General features: G+C 71.1%; 22 protein-coding genes and 1 pseudogene. 9 read left to right on the plus strand and 14 right to left on the minus strand.

Going from position 1 to position 22,344, the window contains the following annotated elements:
- Window positions 1–2: 2 nt before the first annotated feature.
- The 5 genes from KIK09_RS14420 to KIK09_RS14440 form a co-directional block, all read right to left on the minus strand.
- Window positions 3–1,418, minus strand: a complete 1,416-nt coding sequence (locus tag KIK09_RS14420) for a sensor histidine kinase (RefSeq protein WP_214319707.1) — start codon at window positions 1,416–1,418, stop codon at window positions 3–5.
- Window positions 1,397–2,623, minus strand: coding sequence for an IS701 family transposase (locus tag KIK09_RS14425; RefSeq protein WP_443678879.1), 1,227 nt, complete (start codon window positions 2,621–2,623; stop codon window positions 1,397–1,399). Before KIK09_RS14425 ends, KIK09_RS14420 begins: the two co-directional genes overlap by 22 nt.
- A 175-nt stretch (window positions 2,624–2,798) precedes the next feature.
- Window positions 2,799–4,373, minus strand: a complete 1,575-nt coding sequence (locus KIK09_RS60005; RefSeq protein ID WP_214319709.1) for a GMC family oxidoreductase — start codon at window positions 4,371–4,373, stop codon at window positions 2,799–2,801.
- Between the two features lie 11 nt (window positions 4,374–4,384).
- Window positions 4,385–5,878 carry a GMC family oxidoreductase gene (locus tag KIK09_RS14435; RefSeq protein ID WP_214319710.1) on the minus strand — a complete coding sequence of 498 codons (1,494 nt, stop codon included), beginning with the start codon at window positions 5,876–5,878 and terminating at the stop codon, window positions 4,385–4,387.
- The gene (locus tag KIK09_RS14440) at window positions 5,878–6,525 is read right to left on the minus strand and encodes an EthD domain-containing protein (RefSeq protein ID WP_214319711.1); all 648 of its coding nucleotides are present in this window, start codon (window positions 6,523–6,525) and stop codon (window positions 5,878–5,880) included. Before KIK09_RS14440 ends, KIK09_RS14435 begins: the two co-directional genes overlap by 1 nt.
- Before the next feature lie 236 nt (window positions 6,526–6,761).
- Here KIK09_RS14440 and KIK09_RS14445 point away from each other — a divergent pair, with 236 nt between their 5' ends.
- Both KIK09_RS14445 and KIK09_RS14450 read left to right on the plus strand, forming a co-directional pair.
- The gene (locus tag KIK09_RS14445) at window positions 6,762–7,571 is read left to right on the plus strand and encodes an SAM-dependent methyltransferase (protein WP_214319712.1); all 810 of its coding nucleotides are present in this window, start codon (window positions 6,762–6,764) and stop codon (window positions 7,569–7,571) included.
- Between the two features lie 381 nt (window positions 7,572–7,952).
- On the plus strand, window positions 7,953–8,822 hold the full coding sequence (locus tag KIK09_RS14450) for a Sco1979 family transcriptional regulator (RefSeq protein WP_308164090.1): 870 nt from the start codon (window positions 7,953–7,955) through the stop codon (window positions 8,820–8,822).
- Window positions 8,823–9,218: 396 nt separating this feature from the next.
- On the opposite strand, the gene KIK09_RS14455 is transcribed toward KIK09_RS14450, so the two are convergent.
- The 9 genes from KIK09_RS14455 to KIK09_RS14495 form a co-directional block, all read right to left on the minus strand.
- Window positions 9,219–9,836 carry a DUF305 domain-containing protein gene (locus KIK09_RS14455; RefSeq protein ID WP_214319713.1) on the minus strand — a complete coding sequence of 206 codons (618 nt, stop codon included), beginning with the start codon at window positions 9,834–9,836 and terminating at the stop codon, window positions 9,219–9,221.
- Between the two features lie 51 nt (window positions 9,837–9,887).
- Window positions 9,888–10,073 carry a hypothetical protein gene (locus KIK09_RS14460; protein WP_214319714.1) on the minus strand — a complete coding sequence of 62 codons (186 nt, stop codon included), beginning with the start codon at window positions 10,071–10,073 and terminating at the stop codon, window positions 9,888–9,890.
- A gap of 330 nt (window positions 10,074–10,403) precedes the next feature.
- A complete protein-coding gene (gene pcaDC / locus KIK09_RS14465) occupies window positions 10,404–11,852 on the minus strand; it encodes a bifunctional 3-oxoadipate enol-lactonase/4-carboxymuconolactone decarboxylase PcaDC (RefSeq protein WP_214319715.1) in 1,449 nt (482 codons plus the stop codon).
- Window positions 11,849–13,327 (minus strand): lyase family protein, encoded by a 1,479-nt coding sequence (locus tag KIK09_RS14470; RefSeq protein ID WP_250573182.1) that lies wholly within the window; start codon window positions 13,325–13,327, stop codon window positions 11,849–11,851. Before KIK09_RS14470 ends, pcaDC begins: the two co-directional genes overlap by 4 nt.
- Complete coding sequence (locus tag KIK09_RS14475; RefSeq protein WP_214319716.1) at window positions 13,317–13,805, minus strand: dioxygenase family protein; 489 nt, start codon at window positions 13,803–13,805, stop codon at window positions 13,317–13,319. Before KIK09_RS14475 ends, KIK09_RS14470 begins: the two co-directional genes overlap by 11 nt.
- Window positions 13,805–14,470 carry a protocatechuate 3,4-dioxygenase subunit beta gene (pcaH, locus tag KIK09_RS14480; protein WP_214319717.1) on the minus strand — a complete coding sequence of 222 codons (666 nt, stop codon included), beginning with the start codon at window positions 14,468–14,470 and terminating at the stop codon, window positions 13,805–13,807. Before pcaH ends, KIK09_RS14475 begins: the two co-directional genes overlap by 1 nt.
- Window positions 14,467–15,093 (minus strand): 3-oxoacid CoA-transferase subunit B, encoded by a 627-nt coding sequence (locus KIK09_RS14485; protein WP_214319718.1) that lies wholly within the window; start codon window positions 15,091–15,093, stop codon window positions 14,467–14,469. Before KIK09_RS14485 ends, pcaH begins: the two co-directional genes overlap by 4 nt.
- On the minus strand, window positions 15,093–15,839 hold the full coding sequence (locus KIK09_RS14490; protein ID WP_214319719.1) for a CoA transferase subunit A: 747 nt from the start codon (window positions 15,837–15,839) through the stop codon (window positions 15,093–15,095). Before KIK09_RS14490 ends, KIK09_RS14485 begins: the two co-directional genes overlap by 1 nt.
- A complete protein-coding gene (locus KIK09_RS14495; protein ID WP_214319720.1) occupies window positions 15,836–16,993 on the minus strand; it encodes a 4-hydroxybenzoate 3-monooxygenase in 1,158 nt (385 codons plus the stop codon). Before KIK09_RS14495 ends, KIK09_RS14490 begins: the two co-directional genes overlap by 4 nt.
- Window positions 16,994–17,062: 69 nt before the next feature.
- On the opposite strand from KIK09_RS14495, the gene KIK09_RS14500 reads away from it, so the two are divergent.
- From KIK09_RS14500 to KIK09_RS14525, 7 genes and pseudogenes are all read left to right on the plus strand, one after another.
- The gene (locus KIK09_RS14500; RefSeq protein ID WP_214319721.1) at window positions 17,063–17,818 is read left to right on the plus strand and encodes an IclR family transcriptional regulator; all 756 of its coding nucleotides are present in this window, start codon (window positions 17,063–17,065) and stop codon (window positions 17,816–17,818) included.
- 195 nt (window positions 17,819–18,013) lie between these two features.
- On the plus strand, window positions 18,014–18,364 hold the full coding sequence (locus KIK09_RS14505) for a hypothetical protein (RefSeq protein WP_214319722.1): 351 nt from the start codon (window positions 18,014–18,016) through the stop codon (window positions 18,362–18,364).
- Between the two features lie 7 nt (window positions 18,365–18,371).
- A complete protein-coding gene (locus KIK09_RS14510; RefSeq protein ID WP_214319723.1) occupies window positions 18,372–18,863 on the plus strand; it encodes an RNA polymerase sigma factor in 492 nt (163 codons plus the stop codon).
- Window positions 18,860–20,020: a hypothetical protein gene (locus KIK09_RS14515; RefSeq protein ID WP_214319724.1), complete on the plus strand. Its 1,161-nt coding sequence runs from the start codon at window positions 18,860–18,862 to the stop codon at window positions 20,018–20,020. Before KIK09_RS14510 ends, KIK09_RS14515 begins: the two co-directional genes overlap by 4 nt.
- 114 nt (window positions 20,021–20,134) lie before the next feature.
- Complete coding sequence (locus KIK09_RS14520; protein WP_214319725.1) at window positions 20,135–20,698, plus strand: helix-turn-helix domain-containing protein; 564 nt, start codon at window positions 20,135–20,137, stop codon at window positions 20,696–20,698.
- A 13-nt stretch (window positions 20,699–20,711) separates the two neighbouring features.
- A pseudogene (locus tag KIK09_RS60595) lies at window positions 20,712–20,921 on the plus strand (TOBE domain-containing protein); the annotation flags it as partial.
- The gene (locus tag KIK09_RS14525; protein ID WP_214319726.1) at window positions 20,918–22,336 is read left to right on the plus strand and encodes an NAD(P)/FAD-dependent oxidoreductase; all 1,419 of its coding nucleotides are present in this window, start codon (window positions 20,918–20,920) and stop codon (window positions 22,334–22,336) included. The pseudogene KIK09_RS60595 and the gene KIK09_RS14525, both read left to right, overlap by 4 nt.
- Window positions 22,337–22,344 lie beyond the last annotated feature (8 nt).

Genomic DNA, 22,344 nt, shown 5'->3' on the forward strand with positions numbered 1-22,344 from the left:
ATTCAGTCATGTCCGACGTCGTGCCGGTCCACCGGCAGCCGTACGGTGAATCTGGCGCCCTCGGGTCCCGAGGTGACCTCGATGGTGCCGCCGTGCCGCTGCGCGACGATGTCCCTGCTGACGTGCAGCCCGAGCCCGGTGCCCTTGCCGACGTCCTTGGTGCTGAAGAACGGCTGGAACACCAGCGGCAGCACGTCGTCGGGAATGCCGGGCCCGCTGTCGAGGAACTCCACCACCGCGTGGTCGCCCTCCAGCCGGGTGCTGATCGTCAGCTCGCCGCGGCCGCCCATGGCGTCCACCGCGTTGTCGATGAGGTTCGTCCAGACCTGGTGGAGCTCGCCGGGGAACACCTTCAGGTACGGCAGGCCACCGAAGTCCCGGTGCACCCGCACGTCGCGCAGCCGCGGCGCCATCAGCGCCAGCGTGGCCTCCAGCCCCTCGCGCAGGTCGACGTCCTGTTCGGGGGCGCGGTCAAGATTGGTGTAGGTGGCGATGCGGCGCACCAGCTCGACGACGCGCTGCCCGGCCTCGGCGGACTCCTCGGCCAGCGCCCCGGTCCGCAGCGCGTACGCCAGGTGTGTCAGGGCGGCAGTCAGGGCCTCGGGCCGCACGCCCGCGGCCAGCTCGTCGAGCAGGGCCTTGCCGGCGCCCCGCTCGGCCAGCACCTCGTCCAGGTCGTCCGGCGGTCCCTCGTCGAGGTCGTGGTCGGCGAGCCAGTCGGCCACCTCGTCCACGGCCTCGGCGGCGGCGAGGGGATCCAGGCGGCGCCTGGTGCACAGCCGGTCCTGGATCCCGTCGAGCACCTGGAGCTCGGCGTCGGTGGCCAGGCGGCCCCAGTCCCGTGCGGCGGCGGCCAGCCCTGGGACGCCCGCCCGCAGGTCGCCGGCCGCCCGCAGCGCCGCGGCGGCCGGGTTGTTGAGCTCGTGCGCCAGCCCGGCCGCCACCCGGCCGAGCCCCTGGAGCATGCGGCTGCGCCCGGCCTGCCGTTCCATCGCGTTGATGCGCTCGGCCAGCACGGGCAGCAGCACCCTGCTCACCTGCGGGCAGCGTTCCAGCATGTCGAAGAAGGCCGCCCGGTCGTAGCACATGACCTGCGCGGATCCGACGGCCAGCGCGGTGGCCAGGTACTCGCCGCCGGTCAGCAGCGGCAGCTCGCCGGTGAAGCTGTGCTCGAGCCGCTGCCCCCCGTGCCTGGCCAGCACCTCCTGGCGCCCGTCGAGCAGCTTGGTGATCACGATCTCGCCGCGGAAGAGCACGAAGAAGCCGTCGGCCTGCTCACCCTCGCGGAACAGCGGCTCGCCGTCGCCCAGCTCCCGCAGGGTGCCGGCGCCGGCGAGCCAGCCGAGCTGTTCAGGTGTCAGTTCGGCGAACAGCTCCATCCCGCGAAGCCGGTCGTTCACCCATGGGGCAACAGACACAGGTCCTCCGCGCTCTCTCCCTCGAGCCTGCGCAGCAGGCGGTAGGCATGCGCCACGGACACGAGCGTGACATGGTGATGCCAGCCTTGGAAGGAACGTCCCTCGAAGTGCTGCAGACCCGACTCGCCCGCCGCGCCCAGCTCGGCCAGCGCCCTGTTGCGCAGGCCCACCAGTCCGGCCAGGTCGGGCACCCGGTTGCGGCCCACGTCGGTCAGCCAGATGGGCCGGGTGCCGGTCCTGACGGCGCCCTGCTGCCGGTGCTCGCGCGAGCGCGCCGCCCCGTCGGCCGCGTGCCGCTCGGGCGTGCGGGTGGGCCGTGCCGCGCCGTGCTCGGGGGTGCGGGGCAGGCCCTGGCGTCCCGCGCCCCGCGCCACGGCGTCGTGCGGCCGGGCCGTACCCGGGCCGTAGGCGCCTCTCAGCGCCGGGCGCAGGCCGCGGCCCTGGATCGCGTAGAGGCGGGGCCTGATCGGCTCGAGCAGCGGGCGCGCGGGCAGGCCTGGCGCCATCGCCGGCAGCGCGTTCTGCGCGACCCGCACCAGGTACGGCAGGCCGCGCTCGGCCAGGCCCGCGATGAGGGGCTCGACCCCGGGCGTCGAGCGGGCGTCCACCACGATGGGCGCGGGCGGCAGGCCCCAGTCGATCACCATCTCGTCGATGGCGTCGAGCAGGTGTCTCCAGCGCGGCCTGCAGCGTTCCTGCGCCGGGACGCGGGTCCTGCTGCGCAGGCCGTCGTCGTCGTCCCAGGAGCGCGGCAGCATGAGCCGCCAGTTGACCGGGCATCCCCCGTCCTCGCCGACCAGGACCACGGCCAGCCCGAGCTGGCAGTTGATGACCCGGCCCGCGGAGTGGACGAACTGCCGCTCGACCCCGACGGACTTGGAGCCGTTCTTGGGGAAGACCACCTCCTCCAGCACCCAGGCCTTGGGCCGGATGGCCTGGACGAGGAGCTGGGCGAGGCGTTGGCGTACCGGGCCCCAGTCCCACGGACTCTGGTTGACGAACTGCTGCAGGCACTGGTCGACGGGCCGCCCGACGACGTGGTCGGAGATGCGGCGGATGGACTTGCGGCCCGGTACCGAGACCAGGCCCTGGACGTATACCTCGCCCCATCGGCGCTGGTCCGAGCGGAGGAAGGAGGCGAACAGGTCTTCGCAGAGAGGAGTGAGCCAGGTTCCGTCAGCATACAAGTCCGCGAGAATCGCCATAACGCCGCCCCTATATATCCGGAAATATCCAATTTCTAATTATTCGAATACCCGGGGCGAGTAACAGGAGGCGTTTATCGTGGCACCGCCACTTCTATCTATGACATCCAGGTGAACAGGCAGCGAGCAGCAGCCGCCCTCCGAATACCCGGGGGGCGGCTGCCGCTTATTCGATTCATCCGGTGATTAACTCAGCGGCCCTTTCGGCGATCATCACGATCGTGGTGTGCGGGTGCGCGCTGACCAGCGACGGCATGATCGAGCCGTCGGCCACGCGCAGCCCGTCCACGCCGCGCACGCGCAGCTCCGGGTCGACGACGGCGTGCGCGTCGGTGCCCATCCGGCAGGAGCCCGCGAAGTGGTAGTAGGAGCCGGTGTTGGCCTTGACCCAGGCCCGCAGGTCGTCCCTGGTGGCCACCTCGGGGCCCGGCGCGACCTCGGCGAGCTTCCACTCCTCGGCGAAGGACCTGGTGCGGTAGATGTCCCTGGCGATCTCCACGGCCGTGACCGTGCGTTCCAGGTCGACGGGATCGTCGAAGTAGCCGGCGTTGATGCGCGGGTAGGCTCCCGGGTCCGCGCTCGCCAGCCGTACCGATCCTCGTGAGACGGGGCGGACGAGGCCCGTCAGGCTGAGGATCACGTGCGGGTCGACCAGTTCGGTGACGTCGGCGACCGGCTGGCCCGTCTGGACGCGGCGGATCACGTTGGCGAAGAACTTCTCGCCGAACGGCGCCCGGTGCACCAGGCAGATCTCCAGGTCGGGCACGGGCAGGCCGGGTTCGGAGCCGCAGAACAGCGCGACCTCGGTGACGTTGCCGCGCGGATCCTCGCCCGGCCGGTCGAGATAGCCGATCGGCCCGATGACCAGCGGATGGTCGTGGAAGTTGGCGCCCACGCCCGGCAGGTCGGCCCGCACGCCGATGCCGAACTCGGCCAGTTGCTCCGGCGGCCCGAGCCCGGACAGCAGCAGCAGCTTGGGCGACTGGATCGCGCCCGCGCACACGACGACCTCGCCCTCGGCCCGTGCCGTGCGCGTCTGGCCGTCCTTGCGGTACTCCACGCCCACGCACCGGTCGCCCTCGAACAGCAGCCGCGTCGCGGGCGCCCCGTCGAGCGCGGTGAGGTTGGGCCGCACCAGGGCGGGGTCGAGGTAGGCCTCGCGGGCGCCGTGTCGCAGCCCGTCCTTGATGTTGACGTGGTGCCACCCGGCGCCGAACAGCCCGGCGTTGAAGTCGTCCAGCCGCGGATGGCCGAGCTCCACGCAGGCGTCGATGAACGTCCGCGACACCGGGTTGCCCGTGTCGGCCGCGTCGGCGACGGTCAGCGGGCCGCCCTTGCCGCCGAGCGGGTTGTGCCCGTCCTGCTGGTCCTCCAGCCTCTGCAGGTACGGCAGGACGTCACGGAAGGCCCATCCCGGGCAGCCGTGGTAGGCCCAGTCGTCGTAGTCCTGGGGGCGGCCCCAGGTGTGCATCATGTGGTAGACGTTCGAGGTGCCGCCCAGGCCGCGGCCGGCCGCCGAGTAGACCTGGGTGCCGCCCAGTCCGGGCTGCGGCTCGCTCATGTAGGCCCAGTCCAGCTCGGTGAGCAGCACCTCGTTCCACCGGTGCGGCGTCCTGACCGCGTCGGTGACCTTGGCGTCGCCCGCCTCGAGCAGGAGCACGGTGGCGTCGGGGTCCTGGCTGAGCCGGGCGGCCAGCACGGAGCCAGCGGCGCCCGCCCCGATGACGATGTAGCGGTAGGTGTCGGCCACGGCCTGCTCCTTCACGCGATCAGGTCCGCCGCGCGCTCCCCGATCATCATGGTGGCGGCGGCGGTGTTGCCTGCGGGGATGGTCGGCATGATCGAGGCGTCGGCCACGCGCAGCCGTTCGATGCCGTGCACGCGCAGCTCGGGGTCGACGACCGCCATGAGGTCGCGGCCCATCCGGCAGGTGCCCACCGGGTGCCAGACCGTGGTCGCGGTGGCCCGCACGTACGCGCGCAGGTCCGCGCTGCGTCCGGGCGCGCTCTCACGGTCGCGGAACGGCGACAGCGCGGCGGTGTGCGCCAGTTCCCTCGACAGGTCGATCCCGCGCACGAGCGTCTCCAGGTCGGCCTCGTTCTCCAGGTAGCGGGGATCGACGCGCGGCAGGTCGGCGGGATCGGTGGATCTCAGCGTGAGGGTTCCCCTGCTGCGCGGCCGTACCAGGACGGGGGCGAAGGTGAAGACGGGACCGTCGACGCGGTAGGCGTCCTCGACGAACTGCACGGGTCCGAACAGCAGCTGCAGGTCGGGGTCGGCGGGCGGGAACAGGCCCGCCTCGGCCAGCAGCTCGGGCTGCGGCAGGTCGACCGAGGCCGCGTAGGCCACGCCGAGGATCAGATGGTCGTGCAGGTTCGCGCCCACCCCCGGCAGGTCGTCGGCGACCTCGATGCCCAGGTCGCGCAGGTGCTCCTCCGGGCCGATGCCCGACAGCATGAGCAGCTTCGGCGTGGCCAGCGCGCCGCCGGACAGGATCACCTCGGCGCTCGCCTCGGCGCGGTGCAGCCTGCCGTTCCTGACGTACTCCACGCCCGTGGCCGTCGAGCCGGCGAGCAGCACCCGGGTGGCGCGGGCGCCCGTCTCCACGGTCAGCCGGGGATGGCCGATGAGCGGCTCCAGGTAGGCGACCGAGCTGCTCGACCGCTCGTTGTCCTTGGTCCTGGTCGACTGGTAGAAGAACGCGCCCTCCTGCCGGTAGCCGTTGTAGTCCCAGTCGTCCCCGCCGGGGAAGCCGAGCTCGAGCGCCGCCTGGATGAACGCCTTCGACACCGCCGACGGGCTCGTCACGCGCGAGACCTTGACCGGTCCGCCGGCGCCGCGGAAGTGGTCGGCGCCTTCCTCGTAGTCCTCGGCGCGCTTGAAGCACGGCAGCACCTCGTCGTACGACCAGCCCTCGTTGCCCAGTTCGGCCCAGTGGTCGTAGTCGCGCCGGTTGCCCCGCACGTACAGCATCGCGTTGACCGACGTGCCGCCGCCCAGCACGCGGCCCTGCGGCAGCGCGATGGACCGGCCGTCCAGCCCGGGCTGCGGCTCGGTCATGTGCGTCCAGGTGACGTCCGCGTCGCCCCACAGGGAGATCATGGACGGGATGTCGGTGCGCCTGATGGCCTCCCTGTCGGCGGGGCCGCCCGCCTCGAGCAGCAGCACCGTGGCCTGGGTGCGTTCGATCAGCCTGGCGGCCACCACGGCGCCCGCCGCGCCGGAGCCGACGACCACGTAGTCGTAGCCTGCCATCAGCGGGCCTCCGGTCCGATGACCCAGTTCTCGGTCACGACCATCCGGTGGATGTAGCGGGGCTCGACGAAAGCGTGCAGGTCCTCCTGCGCCTTGGCGAACTCGGCCGAGGCCAGCGCCGCCGTCAGCGCCTCACGGTCGTCGAACCAGAGCTGGAAGGCGGCGTCGAGGACCGCCTCGCCGATGCCGTAGAAGCCGTCGCGGGTGTGGCACTGCAGGTAGCGACGCAGGCCCGGCACCTTTCTGACGAGCTCGGCGTGCGTGTCGAGCGCACGGGCGCGGAAGTCCTCGAGCGGCAATCCCTCCTTCCGCTTGACCAGCACGATCAGCTTCACGCCCTCGGCGTCCTCGGGGCCCTGGACCAGCTCGTGGGCGTCGGTGTCGAGCACCACCGTGCGCCAGAACGCCGCCCACGTCGGCTCGTCGCGGCGCGCGCCCTCCAGGAACTCCGGCGTCTGCAGGGACTCCAGCTGCTCCTGCTCGTTGCGCAGCCAGATCTCGGCCACGCCGCTCCACAGAGGCTCGCCCTCGTCCTCGAAGAACGGGATCCTGGTGTCGATGAGGTATCTCCTGATCTGCGGAATCTTGCTCGCGTACTTGATGGCGTGCACGTTCAGCCAGTACTGCTGGAATTCCCGCTCGGTCATTCCCGGCCTCGGTGCCGCGAAGATGAGTTGATGGATCACCGCATACCTCCGTCACAGCCGGCGTGGACTCCGACGCTAGGAGCGCGCGATCTGCCCGAGAAGCGCCCGCCGGGGTCGCGCGCGGACAAAGTCAAGTCGGCGCGGCTACTTGGCCAGGTCCCTCGTTCCTGAAGAAAGATCGCGCGGACTCACAGGAAGTCCGTAGGATTCCTTCAGACAACCGGAAAGGCGGCGTGATGGCCGAGGACGAGCGCGCTCCGGCGGGGATCGACCCCACCGTGCCGAGCGTGGCCCGCATGTACGACTACTACCTCGGCGGGAAGGACAACTTCGCCTCAGACCGGGAAGCGGCCGAGAAGATCATCGAGCTGGTCCCGAGCATCAAGGACATCGCCAAGGACAACAGGGAGTTCCTGATCCGCGTCGTCCGCACCCTGGCCGCGAACGGGATCCGGCAGTTCGTCGACATCGGCACCGGGCTGCCGACGCAGCAGAACGTGCACCAGGTGGCGCTCGACGCGGCGCCCGGCGCCCGGATCGTCTACGTGGACAACGACCCGATCGTGCTCGTCCACGCCCGGGCGCTGCTGACGGACAATCCCCAGACGATCGTCGTCAACGCCGACATGCACGATCCGAAGGGCATCGTCCAGCATCCCGTGCTGCGCTCGCACATCGACTTCAGCCGGCCCGTCGCCCTGCTGCTCTTCGCGATCCTGCACTTCGTGCCCGACCAGGAGGAGGCCGCCTCGATCGTCACCGCGCTGCGGGAACCGCTCGTCCCTGGGAGCTACGTGGCCGTCTCGCACAGCTACGCGGGCAGCCTCACCCAGGACACGATCCAGCGCGGTCAGTCGGTCTACCGCGCGGCCACGCCCGGCTCGATCACGCCCCGCGGGCGGGAGCAGGTCGGCTCGCTCTTCGACGGGCTCGAACTCGAGTCGCCCGGGATCGTGCCCGTGCAGGCGTGGCGCCCGGACTGGCACGACATCCAGCCTGACTTCACCCTTCCCGGGCTCCTCGGCGGCCTCGCCCGCGTCCCATAGTTCCTTCAGGTAGTTCCTTCAGGCCGCCGCTCATCTCGACCACGTCTTACCGGACCGGGGCGTGGAGTGCCGTGGGGCGGTCAGGGCGCCCGGCCGGGTTGCGTTGCGGCCTGCCGTACGGCTTGAGCAGGGGGCATGAAAAATCCCGGGCGGTGGGGTCCGATGCGCACGCGTCGGCGAGGGCCACCGCCCGGGCCCGGGGGGCATCGAGGTCGAAGGACCGGATAACGGCGCAGATGTTATCCGCCCCCCACGAGGCGTTCGACCTACTCATATCCTGCCTTGCGGCCATTGCATGTTCAAGTGCAGATGCAATTGCAGAGCGACCCATTGCGCCATAATTACCGCGACTTGGGGCGCCGACCTAGCACAATGGTCTGCGTGAGTACAGCGCCGGCGCACCGGATGAACGAAGCCAATGGCGGACCCACGGTGGTCCGCATCCTCCTCGGCGGCCACCTGCGGCGCCTGCGCGAGGCACGCGGCCTCACCCGAGACGCGGCCGGGCATGTGATCCGGGCGTCCGAATCCAAGATGTGCAGGCTGGAGCTCGGCCGGGTCGGTTTCAAGGAGCGCGACGTCCGCGACCTGCTGACCTTGTACGGCGTGAGCGAGGAGGAACGCGCGTCCCTGCTGGAGATGACCCGCGAGGCCAACGCGCCCGGCTGGTGGCAGCACTACAGCCCGGTGCTGCCGACCTGGGGCGAGGCGTACGTGGCGCTGGAGGAGGCGGCGAGCATCATCCGCGCCTTCGAGATCCAGTTCCTTCCCCCGCTGCTGCAGACCGACGACTACGCGCGCAACCTCCTGGCGCTCCAGCATCCCGACTCGTCCGACGCGGAAACGTCCCAGCGAGTCTCCCTGCGCGCCCGCCGCCGCCAGCTCCTCGACCAGCCCGACGGCCCTCAGCTGTGGGCGGTGATCGACGAGGCGGCTCTACGCCGCCCCATCGGCGGCGAGGAGGTCATGCGAGCCCAGATCGACCACCTCATCCAAACAGCGGAGACCTACCCTCACATCACCATCCAGGTACTGCCGTATTCCAAGGCCAGCCACGTCACGTGCCCCGGCTTCACCCTCCTCCGCTTCGCCGAACGCGACCTTCCCGACGTCATCTACCTGGAACACCTCACAGGCGCCCTCTACCTGGACAAGCCCGACGAGGTCCAGGCATACCGCGTAGCCATGGACCAACTGACCATCTACGCCCTGACCCCCGCCGACAGCCTCGCCTTCCTCCACTCCCTCTAACCCCACCCAGGGACGCCGGGCCCCCATCGACCCGGCGCCTGGGGCCTACCGCGAGATTCGGCGCCCTGAATCGGCCAGCCGACCCCCGGGCACCCGCCCAAGCATCGCGCCAGAGCCTGCCGCGCCCGGGGCTTCGCCGTACATCACCACGCCGACGCGGTGCCCTGCTTCGTTACGGCACCGCGCATCTGCCGTGGCGCCCTTCGTACCGCGCCACCACAGGGGATCTGTCAGGCGGCGCGACCCCTGATCTCGTCGTAGGCGGTATCGGGTTCGGGGATCGCCACACGAGGGGCACTCACCGGACGACGTGGCGCGCGGTGCGGCGTGGTGCCGAGAGCGGGCGCTCGCCGTACGGCCAGGTAGGGGCCGCGGTTGGGGCCGCGGCCCGGGTGGTTAGAGGCGGGTGAGGAGGGACTGCATCTGGGTTACCTCTGCCTGCTGGGCGGACTCGATGGTTTTGGCCAGGGACTTGGCCTGGTCGTTCGAGCCTTGGGCCTGCTCGGTGCGGGCCATGTCGATCGCACCGTTGTGGTGGGCGATCATGAGGCGGGCGAAGAGCCGGTCGAAGGCGGCGCCCTTGGCCGACTCGAGCTTCTTCATGTCCGCCTTCGACATGATGCCGGGCATGTCATGACTCATCCCGCCGGACGGGGCGGGCTTGCCCCAGGCCTCCAGCCAGCCGCGCATGGTCTGGATCTCCGGGTCCTGGGCGGCCTTGATCTTGGCGGCCAGGTCCTTGATCTCCTTGTTCTGCGCGCGGGTGGCGGCCAGGTCGGCCATCTCCACGGCCTGTTCGTGGTGCGGGATCATCATCTGCGCGAACATCACGTCCACGTCGCTGTAGCCCACGGCGGAGCCCGACGGCGAGGACATGGCGGACATGTCATGCGAAGTCGCCGCCGAGGCAGTGGCTGTCGGCATGGCGGCCATGTCGTGGGAAGTCGTGCCGCACGCCGTAAGCACAGCGAGTGTCCCGGCTGCCAGGGCGGTGAGCATGATGCGGTTGGTCATGGTTCTCCTTCGGTGATGCGGTGAAAGGTCGTCTGTCGCGCGACAGCCGGCCTAGATGCGCAGCACCGACAGGAGGGTCAGCGTGGGCTGCGGTGGCGGTCTGACCACGGGGAGGGTCACGATCCCGCCGCAGGAGGGTTCTTCTCGGGTACGGCATGCCCGCCCCGCCGCCGCGATCAGCATCAGCACCAGGAGTGGCACGAGTACGGCGAGGCAGACGGAGCTCGGGTCAGGCATCCGGTGATCGTTCGAGGCCGTCGAGGACGCGTCCTGGATGTGCTCGTATGCGGGCATCGCCATCCCCGGGGACGGGGTGACATGACCGAAGGTGTGCATTCCACACACCCCCGCTACGAGTAGGACGAACAGGAGCAAGCCTCCAAAGGGGATACGGACTGAACTGCCCATACTCCCCCTCGCCTAGATCGAAACTCCGGACTCAGGTCACCATATTACGACGACCAATCGTAGGTTCGGACACAAGGCGCGCGGCCACGCGTCGCGTCAGGTCGCACGCCTTTTCGTCCGGCAGCCGTGCACCCGGCCGCTGCTGCCCGATCGATCAGGTTAGGCAGGGTTCGGCTTGTCGGCCGCATACTCGGCCAGGACGCGCTGGGCTATGGCGAAGGCGGAGTTGGCGGCCGGGACGCCGCAGTACACCGCGGTCTGGAGCAGGACCTCCTTGATCTCGTCAGGCGTGAGGCCGTTGCGGAGGGCGGACCGTACGTGCATGGCGAGCTCCTCCAGATGGCCCCGGGCGACGAGGGCGGTGATCGTGACGCAACTGCGGGTCCGGCGGTCGAGGCCCGGACGGTTCCAGATGCCGTCCCAGGCGTATCGAGTGATCATCTCCTGGAAGTCAGCGGTGAACGGCGTCGTAGCGGCCACGGCCCGATCCACGTGCTCGTCCCCCAACACCTCCCGCCGAGTCCGCATCCCCGCAACCCACCGCTCATCCCCGACACCCAGCGAGCGCGGGTCATCCCCGGCACTCACGGAAGACACGGCATCCCCGGAGCGCGGGGCATCTGCGTCCGTGGTGTGCGTGGGAGGGGTGGGGATTATGGAGGGCTGGTCGTACTGGAGGAAGGTGAGGATGGCTCGGGTGGCTTCCTCCGGGTGTTGGACGGGGGCCAGGTGGGCGGAGCCTGGGAGAACTGTGAGGGTGGCGTTGGGGATGGCCTTGGTGAGGGTGAGGGAGTGGTCGAGGGGGGTGGCGGGGTCGTCGGAGCCGGCGATGACCAGGGTGGGCGCTTTGATCGTGGGGAGGCGGTCGCGCAGGTCGAAGGCCGCGAGGGCCTCGCAGCAGGCCGCGTAGCCCTCGGGGTCGACCTGGTCGAGCATGTCCAGCACCCAGCCGCTGTCGAAGCCGTTGGTGAACCAGCGCTCGGCCAGCGCCGGTGCCAGCACCCGTACCCCTTCCCTGCGCACCAGCGCCGCCCGGTCGAGCCACGGCCCCGGCTCGCCGAACCATGCCGACGTACAGCACAGCACCAGCCCGGTCACCCGCTCCGGCACTCGGGCCGCGATCGCCGCGGCCACCGCGCCGCCCAGCGAGATCCCTCCCACGACGAAGCGCTCGTCCTCCACGAGCTCCAGTACGGCTCCCGCGATCTCCTCCACCGACAGCCCCGCGGCCTCCGCAGGGCGTTGGTCGGTCTGCGCAGGGCGTTGGTCGGTCTCCGTGGGGGAAATGCCTGTGCCCGGCTCAGGGAGGTCGGATGTGTTCGGGGAGGTCGTCGACGGTCTCGGGTTGGGGTGGGTCGTCTCGTGGGGATGAGCTGGCTTCGCTGTTGGAAGGGCGGGGTCCTTCGTGAGAGGGGCGGGGTTGCCTGTGGGCAGGGCGGTGGGGGAAGGGGAGAGCCCGTGGCCGGGGAGGTCGTAGCGGAGGACTCGGTAGGAGCGGGTGAGGCGGGAAAGCAGGGGGCGCCAGACGTCCAGGGTGGTGCCCAGTGAGGGGCCGAGGACCAGGAGCGGTGCTCCGGACGGGCCGTCGATGCGGTGGTGCAGCTTCACAGCTCTCCCAGGATTCTGTCGATCAGTTCCGACGCCGCGCCGAGGTAGCCGCGTGGGTCCTGGTCGGCATCGGGATGTACGGCGAGCCGTTCGGAGACGAGGCCGGGCCCTGTGAGCGCGGCGTTGGCTCGCATCTTGTCCGGAAATATCTGGAGACCGGCGACCAGCTCAACCGCCGTGGCCGTGGCTCCCCCGGTGAGCCGCAGGCAGTCCCGCAGTGGAAGCCACGAGGCCTGCCACGCCCCGGCCGAGCGCTCGTGCTCGCCCACCGCGTAGAGCACCTGGGCGTACGCGGGCACCTGGAGCGAGGCCGAGCGGATCAGGATCGACAGGGCGGGATTGCGCTTGTGCGGCATGGCCGACGAAGCGCCCTCGGTTGACTCGGCCACCTCTCCCACCTCGGTCTGGGCCAGGAGGATCACGTCGGTGGCCAGCTTGCCGAGGGCGCTCGCCGTACCGGCCAGAGCGGCGCCCAGCGAGGAGACGACGGAGCGCTCCGTGTGCCACGGGTGGGCGGGGGCGGCCAGGCCGAGTTCGGCGGCGTAGAGGTCTGACAGGGCCAGTGGGTCCCAGCCGCGTTCGGTCATGGCGGCGAGTGTCCCGGCGGCGCCGCCGAGTTGGGCCGGGAAGCGGAGTGCGGTCAGGGCGTCGCGGGCCCGGATCAGGCCTGCGAGCCAGCCTGCGGCCTTGAGCCCGAACGTGGTGGGTACGGCGTGCTGCCCCAGCGTGCGTGCGGCCATCACGGTCGCGCGGTGGGTGTCGGCCAGCTCGGCCAGGGTCCGCATGACGGTCCCCAGGTCCTCCAGGATCACCCCGACCACCCGCGACGCCACCAGCATCGCCGCACTATCCACGATGTCCTGACTCGTCACCCCCAGATGCACAAACTCCGCCGCCAAACCATCGGGACCCCAGGAACCCGCGTCCCCGGGAAGCTGGGGGGACGCAGCGCCGCCAGGAGCCTCGGAGGCCGGGGAGGGATCGGCTCCGAGGTGTGAGGAGGCGTCGCCGCCGGAAAGGTGGGCGGGTGGGTTACCAGGAGATGCGGGCCCGGGTGAAGGACCTGAGGTGCCGTCAGGGACGTCCGGGGACGGCGCGTCACCGGTAGGACCCACGGGAGGTCGGACATCTGGGGCGGTGGGAGAGGGTGGGCCTGCGGCGGGGCCGAGGGGTGGGCCGCTGGGAGGTGGGGTGGTGGTTGCCTCATGGAGGGCGGCGCGGAGGGTGGTGAGGAGGGGGAGGACGGGGGTGGCGGAGGTGCGGGAGTGGAGGGCGAGGGTAGCGGGGTCGGGGGTGAGGGTGGAGGCGACCCGGGTGATCGTCTCGGCGGCCGTCGTGGGGATGAGGCCCAGGCGGGCCTGGGCGCGCGCCAGCGCGGCCTCGCACTCCAGCATGGCGCGCACCCAGGCCGAGTCCGAGGTGAGGCCCGCCGCCCTGGTCCCCGCGACCACGGGCGCGAGCAGGTCAGAACTCAAGGAATACCGTCTCCCCCGCCCCCTGCAACCGCACGTCGAAGCGGTACGAGTCTCCCTCAGAGGAGGCGATGAGCGTGGCACGCCGCGCGGGTTCCAGCGAGTCGAGCAGCGGGTCCGGCACGTCCGCCAGGTAGACCCGGGTCAGCAGCGACCGCAGCAGCCCGCGGGCGAAGACCTGGAGGGAGAGGTACGGCCCGCGGGGGCGCGCCGTACGGAATCTGAACGAACCATCGGCAGCCGTGGCGCACCGCCCGAACCCGGACACGGCCCCGGGAGTGCGCACGAGCGCGCCCCCCGGCCCGGGAGTGCCGGTCCAGAGTTCGAGCAGCGCGTCGGGCAGCGGTTCACCCGCGCCGTCGAGCACCCGCCCGGTCAAGGTGATCGCACCGGGGTGCCCGGGAGGAGTCAGCTCCCAGTCGCCGGGGTACGGCAGGGCGTGGCCGAAGAAGGGGCCCACGGTCTGCGACGGGGTGGTCATCACGCCTCCATGGGGGTGCGCCCGAGCACGATGTCGAAGCGGTACCCGAGGGCCCACTCCGGCTCGGTCACCTCCAGCTCGAACGTGGAGATGAGCCGCTGTCTGGCGGCCTCGTCGGGGATGGACTGGAAGATCGGGTCGAAGGGGAACAGCGGGTCGCCGGGGAAGTACATCTGGGTGACCAGCCGCTGCGTGAACGCCCGCCCGAAGACCGAGAAGTGAAGGTGCGCGGGCCGCCAGGCGTTGGGGTGGTTGCGCCACGGGTACGCGCCGGGCTTGATCGTGACGAAGCGGTAGTTGCCCAGCGAGTCGGTCAGGCAGCGTCCCGCGCCGGTGAAGTTGGGGTCGAGCGGCGCCGGGTGCTGGTCGACGGGGTGGGCGTAGCGGCCGGCGGCGTTGGCCTGCCAGAGTTCGACCAGGGTGCCGGGCACGGGCCGCCCGCCTGAGTCGAGGACGCGCCCGGTGACGATGATCCGCTCGCCGATGGGCTCGCCGGTGTGCTGGCGGGTCAGGTCGTGGTCAAGCTCGCCGACCTCCTCGTGGCCGAAGACCGGGCTGGTCAGCTCGATCGCGTCCGGGTCGGCCGTGAACGGCACGGGCTTCTGCGACGGCGCCCGCAGCGCGGTGCTGCGGTAGGCGGGGCTCAGGTAGGGAGGGTGGGTCACGGGAGCAGCTCCGTTCCTGTCGCGGCGCGCACCTCGTCCGGGCGCACGCCGGGCGCCGTCTCCACGAGGCGGAGGCCGGAAGGGGTGACGTCGATGACGGCGAGGTCGGTGATGATCCGGTTCACGCACCCCTTGCCGGTCAGGGGCAGCGTGCATTCGGGCAGCAGCTTGGGGCTGCCGTCGCGGGCGGTGTGCTCCATCACCACGAGCACGCGGCGGGCGCCGTGCACGAGGTCCATCGCCCCGCCCATGCCCTTGATCATCTTGCCGGGGACGGCCCAGTTGGCCAGGTCACCGCGGGCAGAGACCTGCATGGCGCCGAGCACCGCCACGTCCACGTGCCCGCCGCGGATCATGCCGAACGACAGCGACGAGTCGAAGTAGGAGGCCCCGGCGGTGACCGTGACGCTCTCCTTCCCCGCGTTGATCAGGTCGGGATCCACCTCTTCGGCAAGAGGGTAGGGGCCGACGCCGAGGATGCCGTTCTCCGAGTGGATCACCACGGTACGGTCGCCGAGGTGGCCGGGGATCAGCGTGGGCAGGCCGACGCCGAGGTTGACGTAGCAGCCGTCGGGCAGCTCGGCCGCCGCCCTGGCCGCGATCTCATCTCTGCTCCAGGGCATCAGGAACGCACGACCTTCTTCTCGATGGGCTTGTCCGCGGCCTGCTCGGGGGTCAGGGCCACCACGTGCCGCACGAAGATCCCCGGCAGGTGCACCTCGGCCGGGTCCAGCTCGCACAGCTCCTCGACCTCGGCGATCGTGACCCGCCCCGCCATGGCGGCCAGCGGGTTGAAGTTCCGCGCGGCCTTCGAAAACACGAGATTTCCGTAAATGTCGCCTTTCAGGGCCCGCACCAGCGCGAAGTCCGTGACGATCGACCTTTCGAGCAGGTACGGCACGCCGTCGAAGACGCGCACCTCGCGAGGAGGCGAGGCCACGGCCACGGTCCCGTCGGGGTGGTAGCGCCACGGGATCCCGCCCGACTCGACCAGGGTCCCCACCCCGGCCGGCGTGTAGAAGGCAGGGATCCCGCTGCCCCCGGCGCGCAGCCGCTCGGCCAGCGTCCCCTGCGGGATCAGCTCGACCTCGACCTCGCCGGCCAGGTACTGCCGGGCGAACTCCTTGTTCTCCCCCACGTAGGACCCGGTGACGCGGGCGATCTGCCCGGCGGCAAGCAGCTCGCCGAGCCCGCGCCCGTCGGTGCCGCAGTTGTTGGACACCACGTGCAGCCCGCCGACCCCGCCGGCCAGCAGCGCGCGGAGCAGCACGGACGGCACCCCGGCGAGCCCGAACCCGCCCACCGCGATGGAAGAACCCTCGCCGATCACCGAGACGGCCGCCGCGGCCGACTCAACGAGCTTGTTCACAACGGCATCCCCACATAGTTCTCCGCCAGTGTCGTGGCCGCGGCCTCCGAGGAGGTCACGTAGTCAAGGTAGGAAAGCTGCAGCCGCCGCCCGTAGGCGTCGTCGGACTCGAAGGTGTGCAACAGCGTGGTCATCCACCACGAGAAGTGCTGCGCCCGCCAGACCCGCTTCAGGCACGCCGCCGAATAGCCGTCGAGCAGTTCGGTCGAGCCGGTGCCGAAGAACAGGTCGAGCGCGTCGGTCAGCACCCGGACGTCGGCCACGGCCAGGTTGAGCCCCTTGGCGCCGGTGGGCGGCACGATGTGGGCGGCGTCCCCGGCCAGGTACAGCCGGCCGTACTGCATCGGCTCGGCGACGAAGCTGCGCATGGGCGTGACGCCCTTCTCCACGATCTCGCCCGTCGACAGCGTGAAGCCGGGCACCGACTCCAGGCGGGTTCTCAGCTCGGCCCAGATGCGCTCGTCCGGCCAGTCGTCGAGCGAGGCGTCCGGCGGGACCTGCAGGTAGAAGCGGCTGATCGTGGGCGAGCGCATGCTGTGCAGGGCGAAGCCGCGCTCGGTCCTGGTGTAGATCAGCTCCTCGGACGAGGGCGCGACGCGGGCCAGGATCCCCAGCCAGGCGAAGGGATACTCCCGTTCGAAGAACGTCAGCTCCCCCTCGGGGATCGAGGGCCGCGAGATGCCGTGGAAGCCGTCGCACCCGGCGATCACGTCGCAGTCCAGCCGCTCGCCGCCGAAGGTCAGGTACGGCTCGGCCTCCAGCGAGTGCACGGCCACGTCCTCGACCTCGAACCGGACGTCGCCGCCCGCCTCGAGCCGGGCGGCGATCAGGTCCTTGACCACCTCCTGCTGGCCGTACACCGTGATGGAGCGGCCGGGCACCAGCTTCTCGAACGGGATCCTGTGCCCCGAGCCGCCGTAACGCAGCTCGATGCCGTGATGCACGAGCCCCTCGCGCATCATCCGGTCCCCGACGCCCGCCTCGACCAGCGTGTCCACGGTGCCCTGTTCGAGCACCCCTGCCCTGACCCGCCGCTCCACGTAGTCGCGGCTGCGCCGCTCCAGCACGACGGAGGAGATGCCGCGCAGGTGGAGGAGGTGGGAGAGGAGCAGACCCGCGGGGCCCGCCCCGATGATCCCGACCTGAGTTCGCATGAGGAGAGCATGCAGCGCGCGGAGGGGGCGAACCCAGGGGGTACTTCCGCTCAGTGGAAGAATTGCCCCATGGCAGGCGGATCCCGTGAACCGGGCAGGACGGTGACCTCGCGCGTCCTGGCCATCCTCGGCGCGTTCGACGCCGAGCATCCGCTGCTGAGCCTGTCCGACCTGGCCAGGCGCAGCGGCCTGGCGCTGAGCACGGTGCACCGGCTGGCGGCCGAGCTGGAGGAGGGACATGCGCTCAGCCGCGCGCCCGACGGCCGGCTGCGCATCGGGTTGCGGCTGTGGGAGCTGGGCCAGCTCGCCCCCAGCCGGCTGCAGGACGTGGCCCATCCCTGGCTGCAGGACCTGTTCGCCGGCACGGGCGAGAACGTGCATCTGGCCGTCCGCGACGGCCTGGAGGTGCTCTACGTCGACAAGGTGTACGGCAGGCGGGCCGTGCCCATCGTGTCGCGGGTGGGCAGCCGGCTGCCGATGCACCCGACGGGGGTCGGCAAGGCGCTGCTGGCCTTCGAGCCGGACTGGTTCGTGGAGGCCTACCTGCGGCGCAGCCTGGAGCGGCCGACCTCGCACACGATCACCGAGCCGGGGCGGCTGGCCCGCGAGCTGGCCACGGTCCGGGCCCAGGGGTACGCGCTGACGTATGAGGAGATGACCCTCGGCTCCTGCTCGGCCGCCGCGCCGGTGCTGGTGGACGGGCGCCCGGTGGCGGCCCTCGGCATCGTCCTGGCGTCCCGGCGGGCCAGGGAGTTGCCCCGGCTGGTGGACCCGCTGCTGCATGCGGCCGCGGGGATCGCGAAAGCCGTCGGTAACCCTATGTAGGCGAACAAGCGCTGTCCGTTATATACTGTTGGTCATACGGGATCCATTTCTCGTGTGGCGGCCGCCCGCCCTACTTCGCCGTCGTGGCGGGCGGCCATGTCCTCGCGCGCCCGATCGAGAAATCTGGGCGAGGGGTGAAACGCCCGGCGCCGAGCCGGACAGCTCTGAGGTGAACCGACCGATGAGGAGCTGTAGATGCGATTGATCAGCGTGCTCGCCGGAGCCGTCCTGGCCGCCGGAATGCTGTCCCCCGCCGCGAGCGCCGCCACGCGCCCGACGCTGGCCGACTGCGTGGGCAAGCCACAGGTGAAGCCCAAGGCGATCATCCTGGCCTGCGCGGACGGGGGCGACGTCGTGCACAAGCTGAAGTGGACCTCGTGGGGCAGGCGGACGGCCCACGCGACCGGCGTGGAGAGCGTCAACACCTGCGACCCGAACTGCGCCGCGGGACACTATGAGACCCACCGGGTCAAGGTGACGCTGCGCGGCGACGGCAAGCGCTTCACCAAGATCATCGTCAACGGCAAGGTATACGAGAGGCGGTAGCGGTCCCGTGGCCGATCGGGCGCGTGAGCGGTTCACTCGCGTGTTCGCCGACCACCACCGGGCCGTGCTCGGCTACCTGCTGCGGCGGGCCGACGAGCACGACGCGGAGGACGCGCTGTCGGAGACGTTCCTGGTGGTCTGGCGCAGGCTCGACGCGGTCCCGGCCGACGATCCGCTGCCGTGGCTGATCGGCGTGGCACGCAACGTGCTCAACAACCAGCGCAGGAGCGCGGTCCGGCGGGAGGCGCTGCGGGAACGGGTCGTGGCGCACGCCGTACCCGACCGTCACGACCCGGCGCCCGCGCGGGACGGCGAGGTGATCGCGGCGCTGCGGCTGCTGGCAGAGCGCGACCGGGAGGTCCTCATGCTGCACGCGTGGGAGGACCTCTCGGCGGCGCAGATCGCCCAGGTGGTCGGCGGCACCGCCGCGGGGGCGCGGTTGCGGCTGCACCGGGCGCGCAGGCGGCTGGCCCAGGCGCTCGAGGAGGTCACGCGATGAACGAGCACGAGACCCTGGACGCCCTGCGCGCCGCCAACCCCGCTCCGCGCCCCTCGCTCTCCGAGGAGCGCCAGGCCGCGATCACCGAAGGCATCCTGTCCACCCCGGCCCGGGGCGCAAGGCGCCGGGCGTGGGTCCTGGCCGCCGCGGCCGCCGCGCTGGTGGCGGTGATCGCCGTGGGCGCGGTCGTGGGGTCGTGGCGGGACCCGCGGCCTGCGGCGGCCGAGGTGATGGAGAACGCCGCCCGGGCCGTGACGTCGGCCGAGACGACGTACCAGCGGATCCCCGACGAACGGCAGGCCTACCAGCGGACAACCGAGACGACCGCCTACGACGCCGGAGGCTACCGGTACACGGTCGAGCGGACCGTGGAGACATGGGTGTCCCCCGACGGGGTGGCCAGGGTCAAGACCACCATGGGCGCGCCCCGGTTCGACGACCAGGGACAGGAGAGGGCCTGGCGGGAGAAGGGCGGGCCGCGGCTGCCCGGCGTGAGCGTGCCCGGCGCCACCGAGGGTCCGGCCGTCTACCAGGTGGGCGACACCCAACTGGACTACCAGGCGATGCTCGCCCTGCCCAGGGACCCGGGACTCCTGCAGGCGCGCCTGGGCCGCGACCGGTTCGACGCCGCGAGGAGGCTGCTGGTGGCCCCGGCGCTGCCCGGGGACCTGCGGGCGGCCCTGTACCGGGTGATCGCCGCGCAGCCCGGCATCACCGTCACCGAGCGCACGCCAGGAAGGGTCACGGTGACGCGCGGGGACGAGGAGCTGTCGGTGGACCCGCGCACGGGCGCGGTCCTGTCGAGCGGCACCACCGTGGTCCGCCAGGCGGGCTTGGTGAACTGTGTCTCGACCGTCGAACGCCCGGCCAGCATCGTCCTGACCTGCGCGGACGCCAACTACGTGCTGGAGAGGCTGACCTGGTCGGCGTGGGGCGGCCCGACGGCCAGGGCCGCGGGCGTGGCGAGGGTGAACACCTGCGACCCCGACTGCGCCGACGGCAGGTTCGTGAGCTATCCGGTAGAGGTCACCCTCGACGGGCAGCGCTTCTGCGGCCAGAACCTGACCCTCTACACCAGGGCCCGCGTCCACTACCTCGACCGGGTCCCGCGCGGCCTGCGCCGCACTGACGTGACCGATCTTCCGTGCGGCCCGTGAGCGACTGTTTGCGCTTTCGTTACCCTGCGCCCCTTGCTGGCCTTTCTCAGGTCTATGTACGGTCCATCCATTGCCACTTAACAACTTGTTCAGTACAGCCATCCGAGAGGTTCGATGACTGAATCCGAGACCGCACGCCTGGGAGCGCGCATCCGCGCCTACCGGACGATGCGGCGCATGACCGTGCGCGGTCTCGCCGGAGAGGCCAAGGCCAGCCCCAGTTTCATCAGCCAGTTGGAGCGCGGGCAGACCAGCGCCAGCATCGGAATGCTCCGGCGGATCGCCGGAGCGCTCGGCCTCACGGTGGCGGACCTGTTCAACGAGGAGGACGAGGTCGGCCACCGGGTCGTCAAGCGCTCGGAACGGCCTGAACTGCACACGGCGCCGGGAACCCGCAAGTTCCTCATCTCCCAGCGGCCGCTGCAGGATCTGGAGGTCTACGCCGGGGAGTTCGACCCCGGCGCGTCCACCGGCGCCGAGCCGTACACCCATGGCGACTCGCAGGAGATCTTCCTCGTCGTGCGCGGCCAGGTCACCCTCTGGCTCTCCGACGCCCCGCACGTCCTCACGCCGGGCGACAGCGTGGAATACCGCACCTCGGTCCCCCACCGCGTCGTCAACGACGGCGAGGAGACCGCCGAGGTCCTCTGGATCATCGCCCCGCCCACGCCCGCCTGACCCACCTGCCCGGGCGCTGCCCGCGACCGTCACCGGCGAGATCTACCTGGTCAGCAGTCGCAAACTGGAGTTGAGGCTCGCCGACGGGTCGCCCGCGCTGGTGCGGGAGCAGGTCGGTAGCCTCAGCGAAGCCCGGCCAGGCGACGAGGTGACGCTGACGTGGCGCTTCGCCGACGCCGTACTTCTACCTGATTCGCCCGATGTGGAGGATGTAACAACGTGAAGGGCATTCCGCTGACAGGAGACTTCGCCAACGGCGGTGTCTCGTTCTGGTACCGGCAGATCGGTGTGCCGGACCGCCGTGCGGCGCTGCCCGGCTCCCGCGAGTACGACGTGGCGATCGTCGGCGGCGGCTACACCGGGCTGTGGACCGCGTACTACCTGAAGAAGGCGCAGCCCGACCTGCGCATCGCGATCCTGGAGAAGGAGTTCGCCGGGTTCGGCGCCTCCGGGCGCAACGGCGGGTGGCTGTCGGCGGAGTTCGCCGGCTCGCGCAAGCGGCACGCCAAGGCGCGCGGCAAGCAGGCGATGATCGACCTGCAGCACGCCATGTTCCGCGCGGTCGACGAGGTCATCGACGTGACCCGCGAGGAGGGCATCGACGCCGACATCCACAAGGGCGGCCTGGTGCACGTCGCCACCAACCCGGCACAGCGGCGCCGCCTGCGCGAGGAACTGAAGGAGCTGCGCACCTGGGGGTACGGCGAGCAGGACCTCAGGCTGATGGGCCGCGACGAGCAGCGCGAGCGGATCCAGGTGGCCGGCACGCTTGAGGCCGCCTACTCCCCGCACTGCGCCCGCATCCAGCCGGCCAAGCTGGCCGTCGGCCTGGCCCGCGTCGTGGCCGAGCTGGGCGTGGACATCTTCGAGGGCACCACCGTGACCGAGATCCGGCCGCGCGTGGCCGGCGGCAAGGCCTCCGCGGTGACCTCGCACGGCGTGGTCTCGGCCGACTACGTCATCCGGGCCACCGAGGGGTTCACCGCCTCGATCGAGGGCCAGCACCGGCAGTGGCTGCCGATGAACAGCTCGATGATCGTGACCGAGCCGCTGCCCGCCGACGTGTGGAAGCACATCGGCTGGGAGGGCCGCGAGCTGCTGGGCGACCAGGCGCACGCCTACATCTACGCCCAGCGCACCGCCGACGACAGGATCGCCATCGGCGGGCGCGGCGTGCCCTACCGGTACGGCTCGCGTACCGACGTGCGGGGCGCCACCCAGGCCTACACCGTGGCGCTGCTGTGGCGGATGCTGGTCAAGCTGTTCCCCGCCACGGCCGACGCGCGCATCCAGCACTCCTGGTGCGGGGTGCTGGGCGTGCCGCGCGACTGGTGCTCGACCGTCCACCTCGACCACGCCACCGGCCTCGGCTGGGCCGGCGGGTATGTCGGCAGCGGTGTCACGACCACGAACCTGGCCGGCCGTACGCTGCGCGACCTGGTGCTGCGGCGCGACACCGAGCTGACGGCGCTGCCGTGGGTGGGCCGCCAGGTCCGCCAGTGGGAGCCCGAGCCGCTGCGCTGGGCCGGGGTGCAGGTCATCTACGCCCTGTTCAGGGCGGCCGACCGGCACGAGAACGACCGCGGCACGAACACCTCGCTCTACGCCCGGCTGGGCAACCTGATCAGCGGCCGCTAGGAGGACTG

The organism is Nonomuraea sediminis (assembly GCF_018531495.1).
GTDB lineage: Bacteria > Actinomycetota > Actinomycetes > Streptosporangiales > Streptosporangiaceae > Nonomuraea > Nonomuraea sediminis.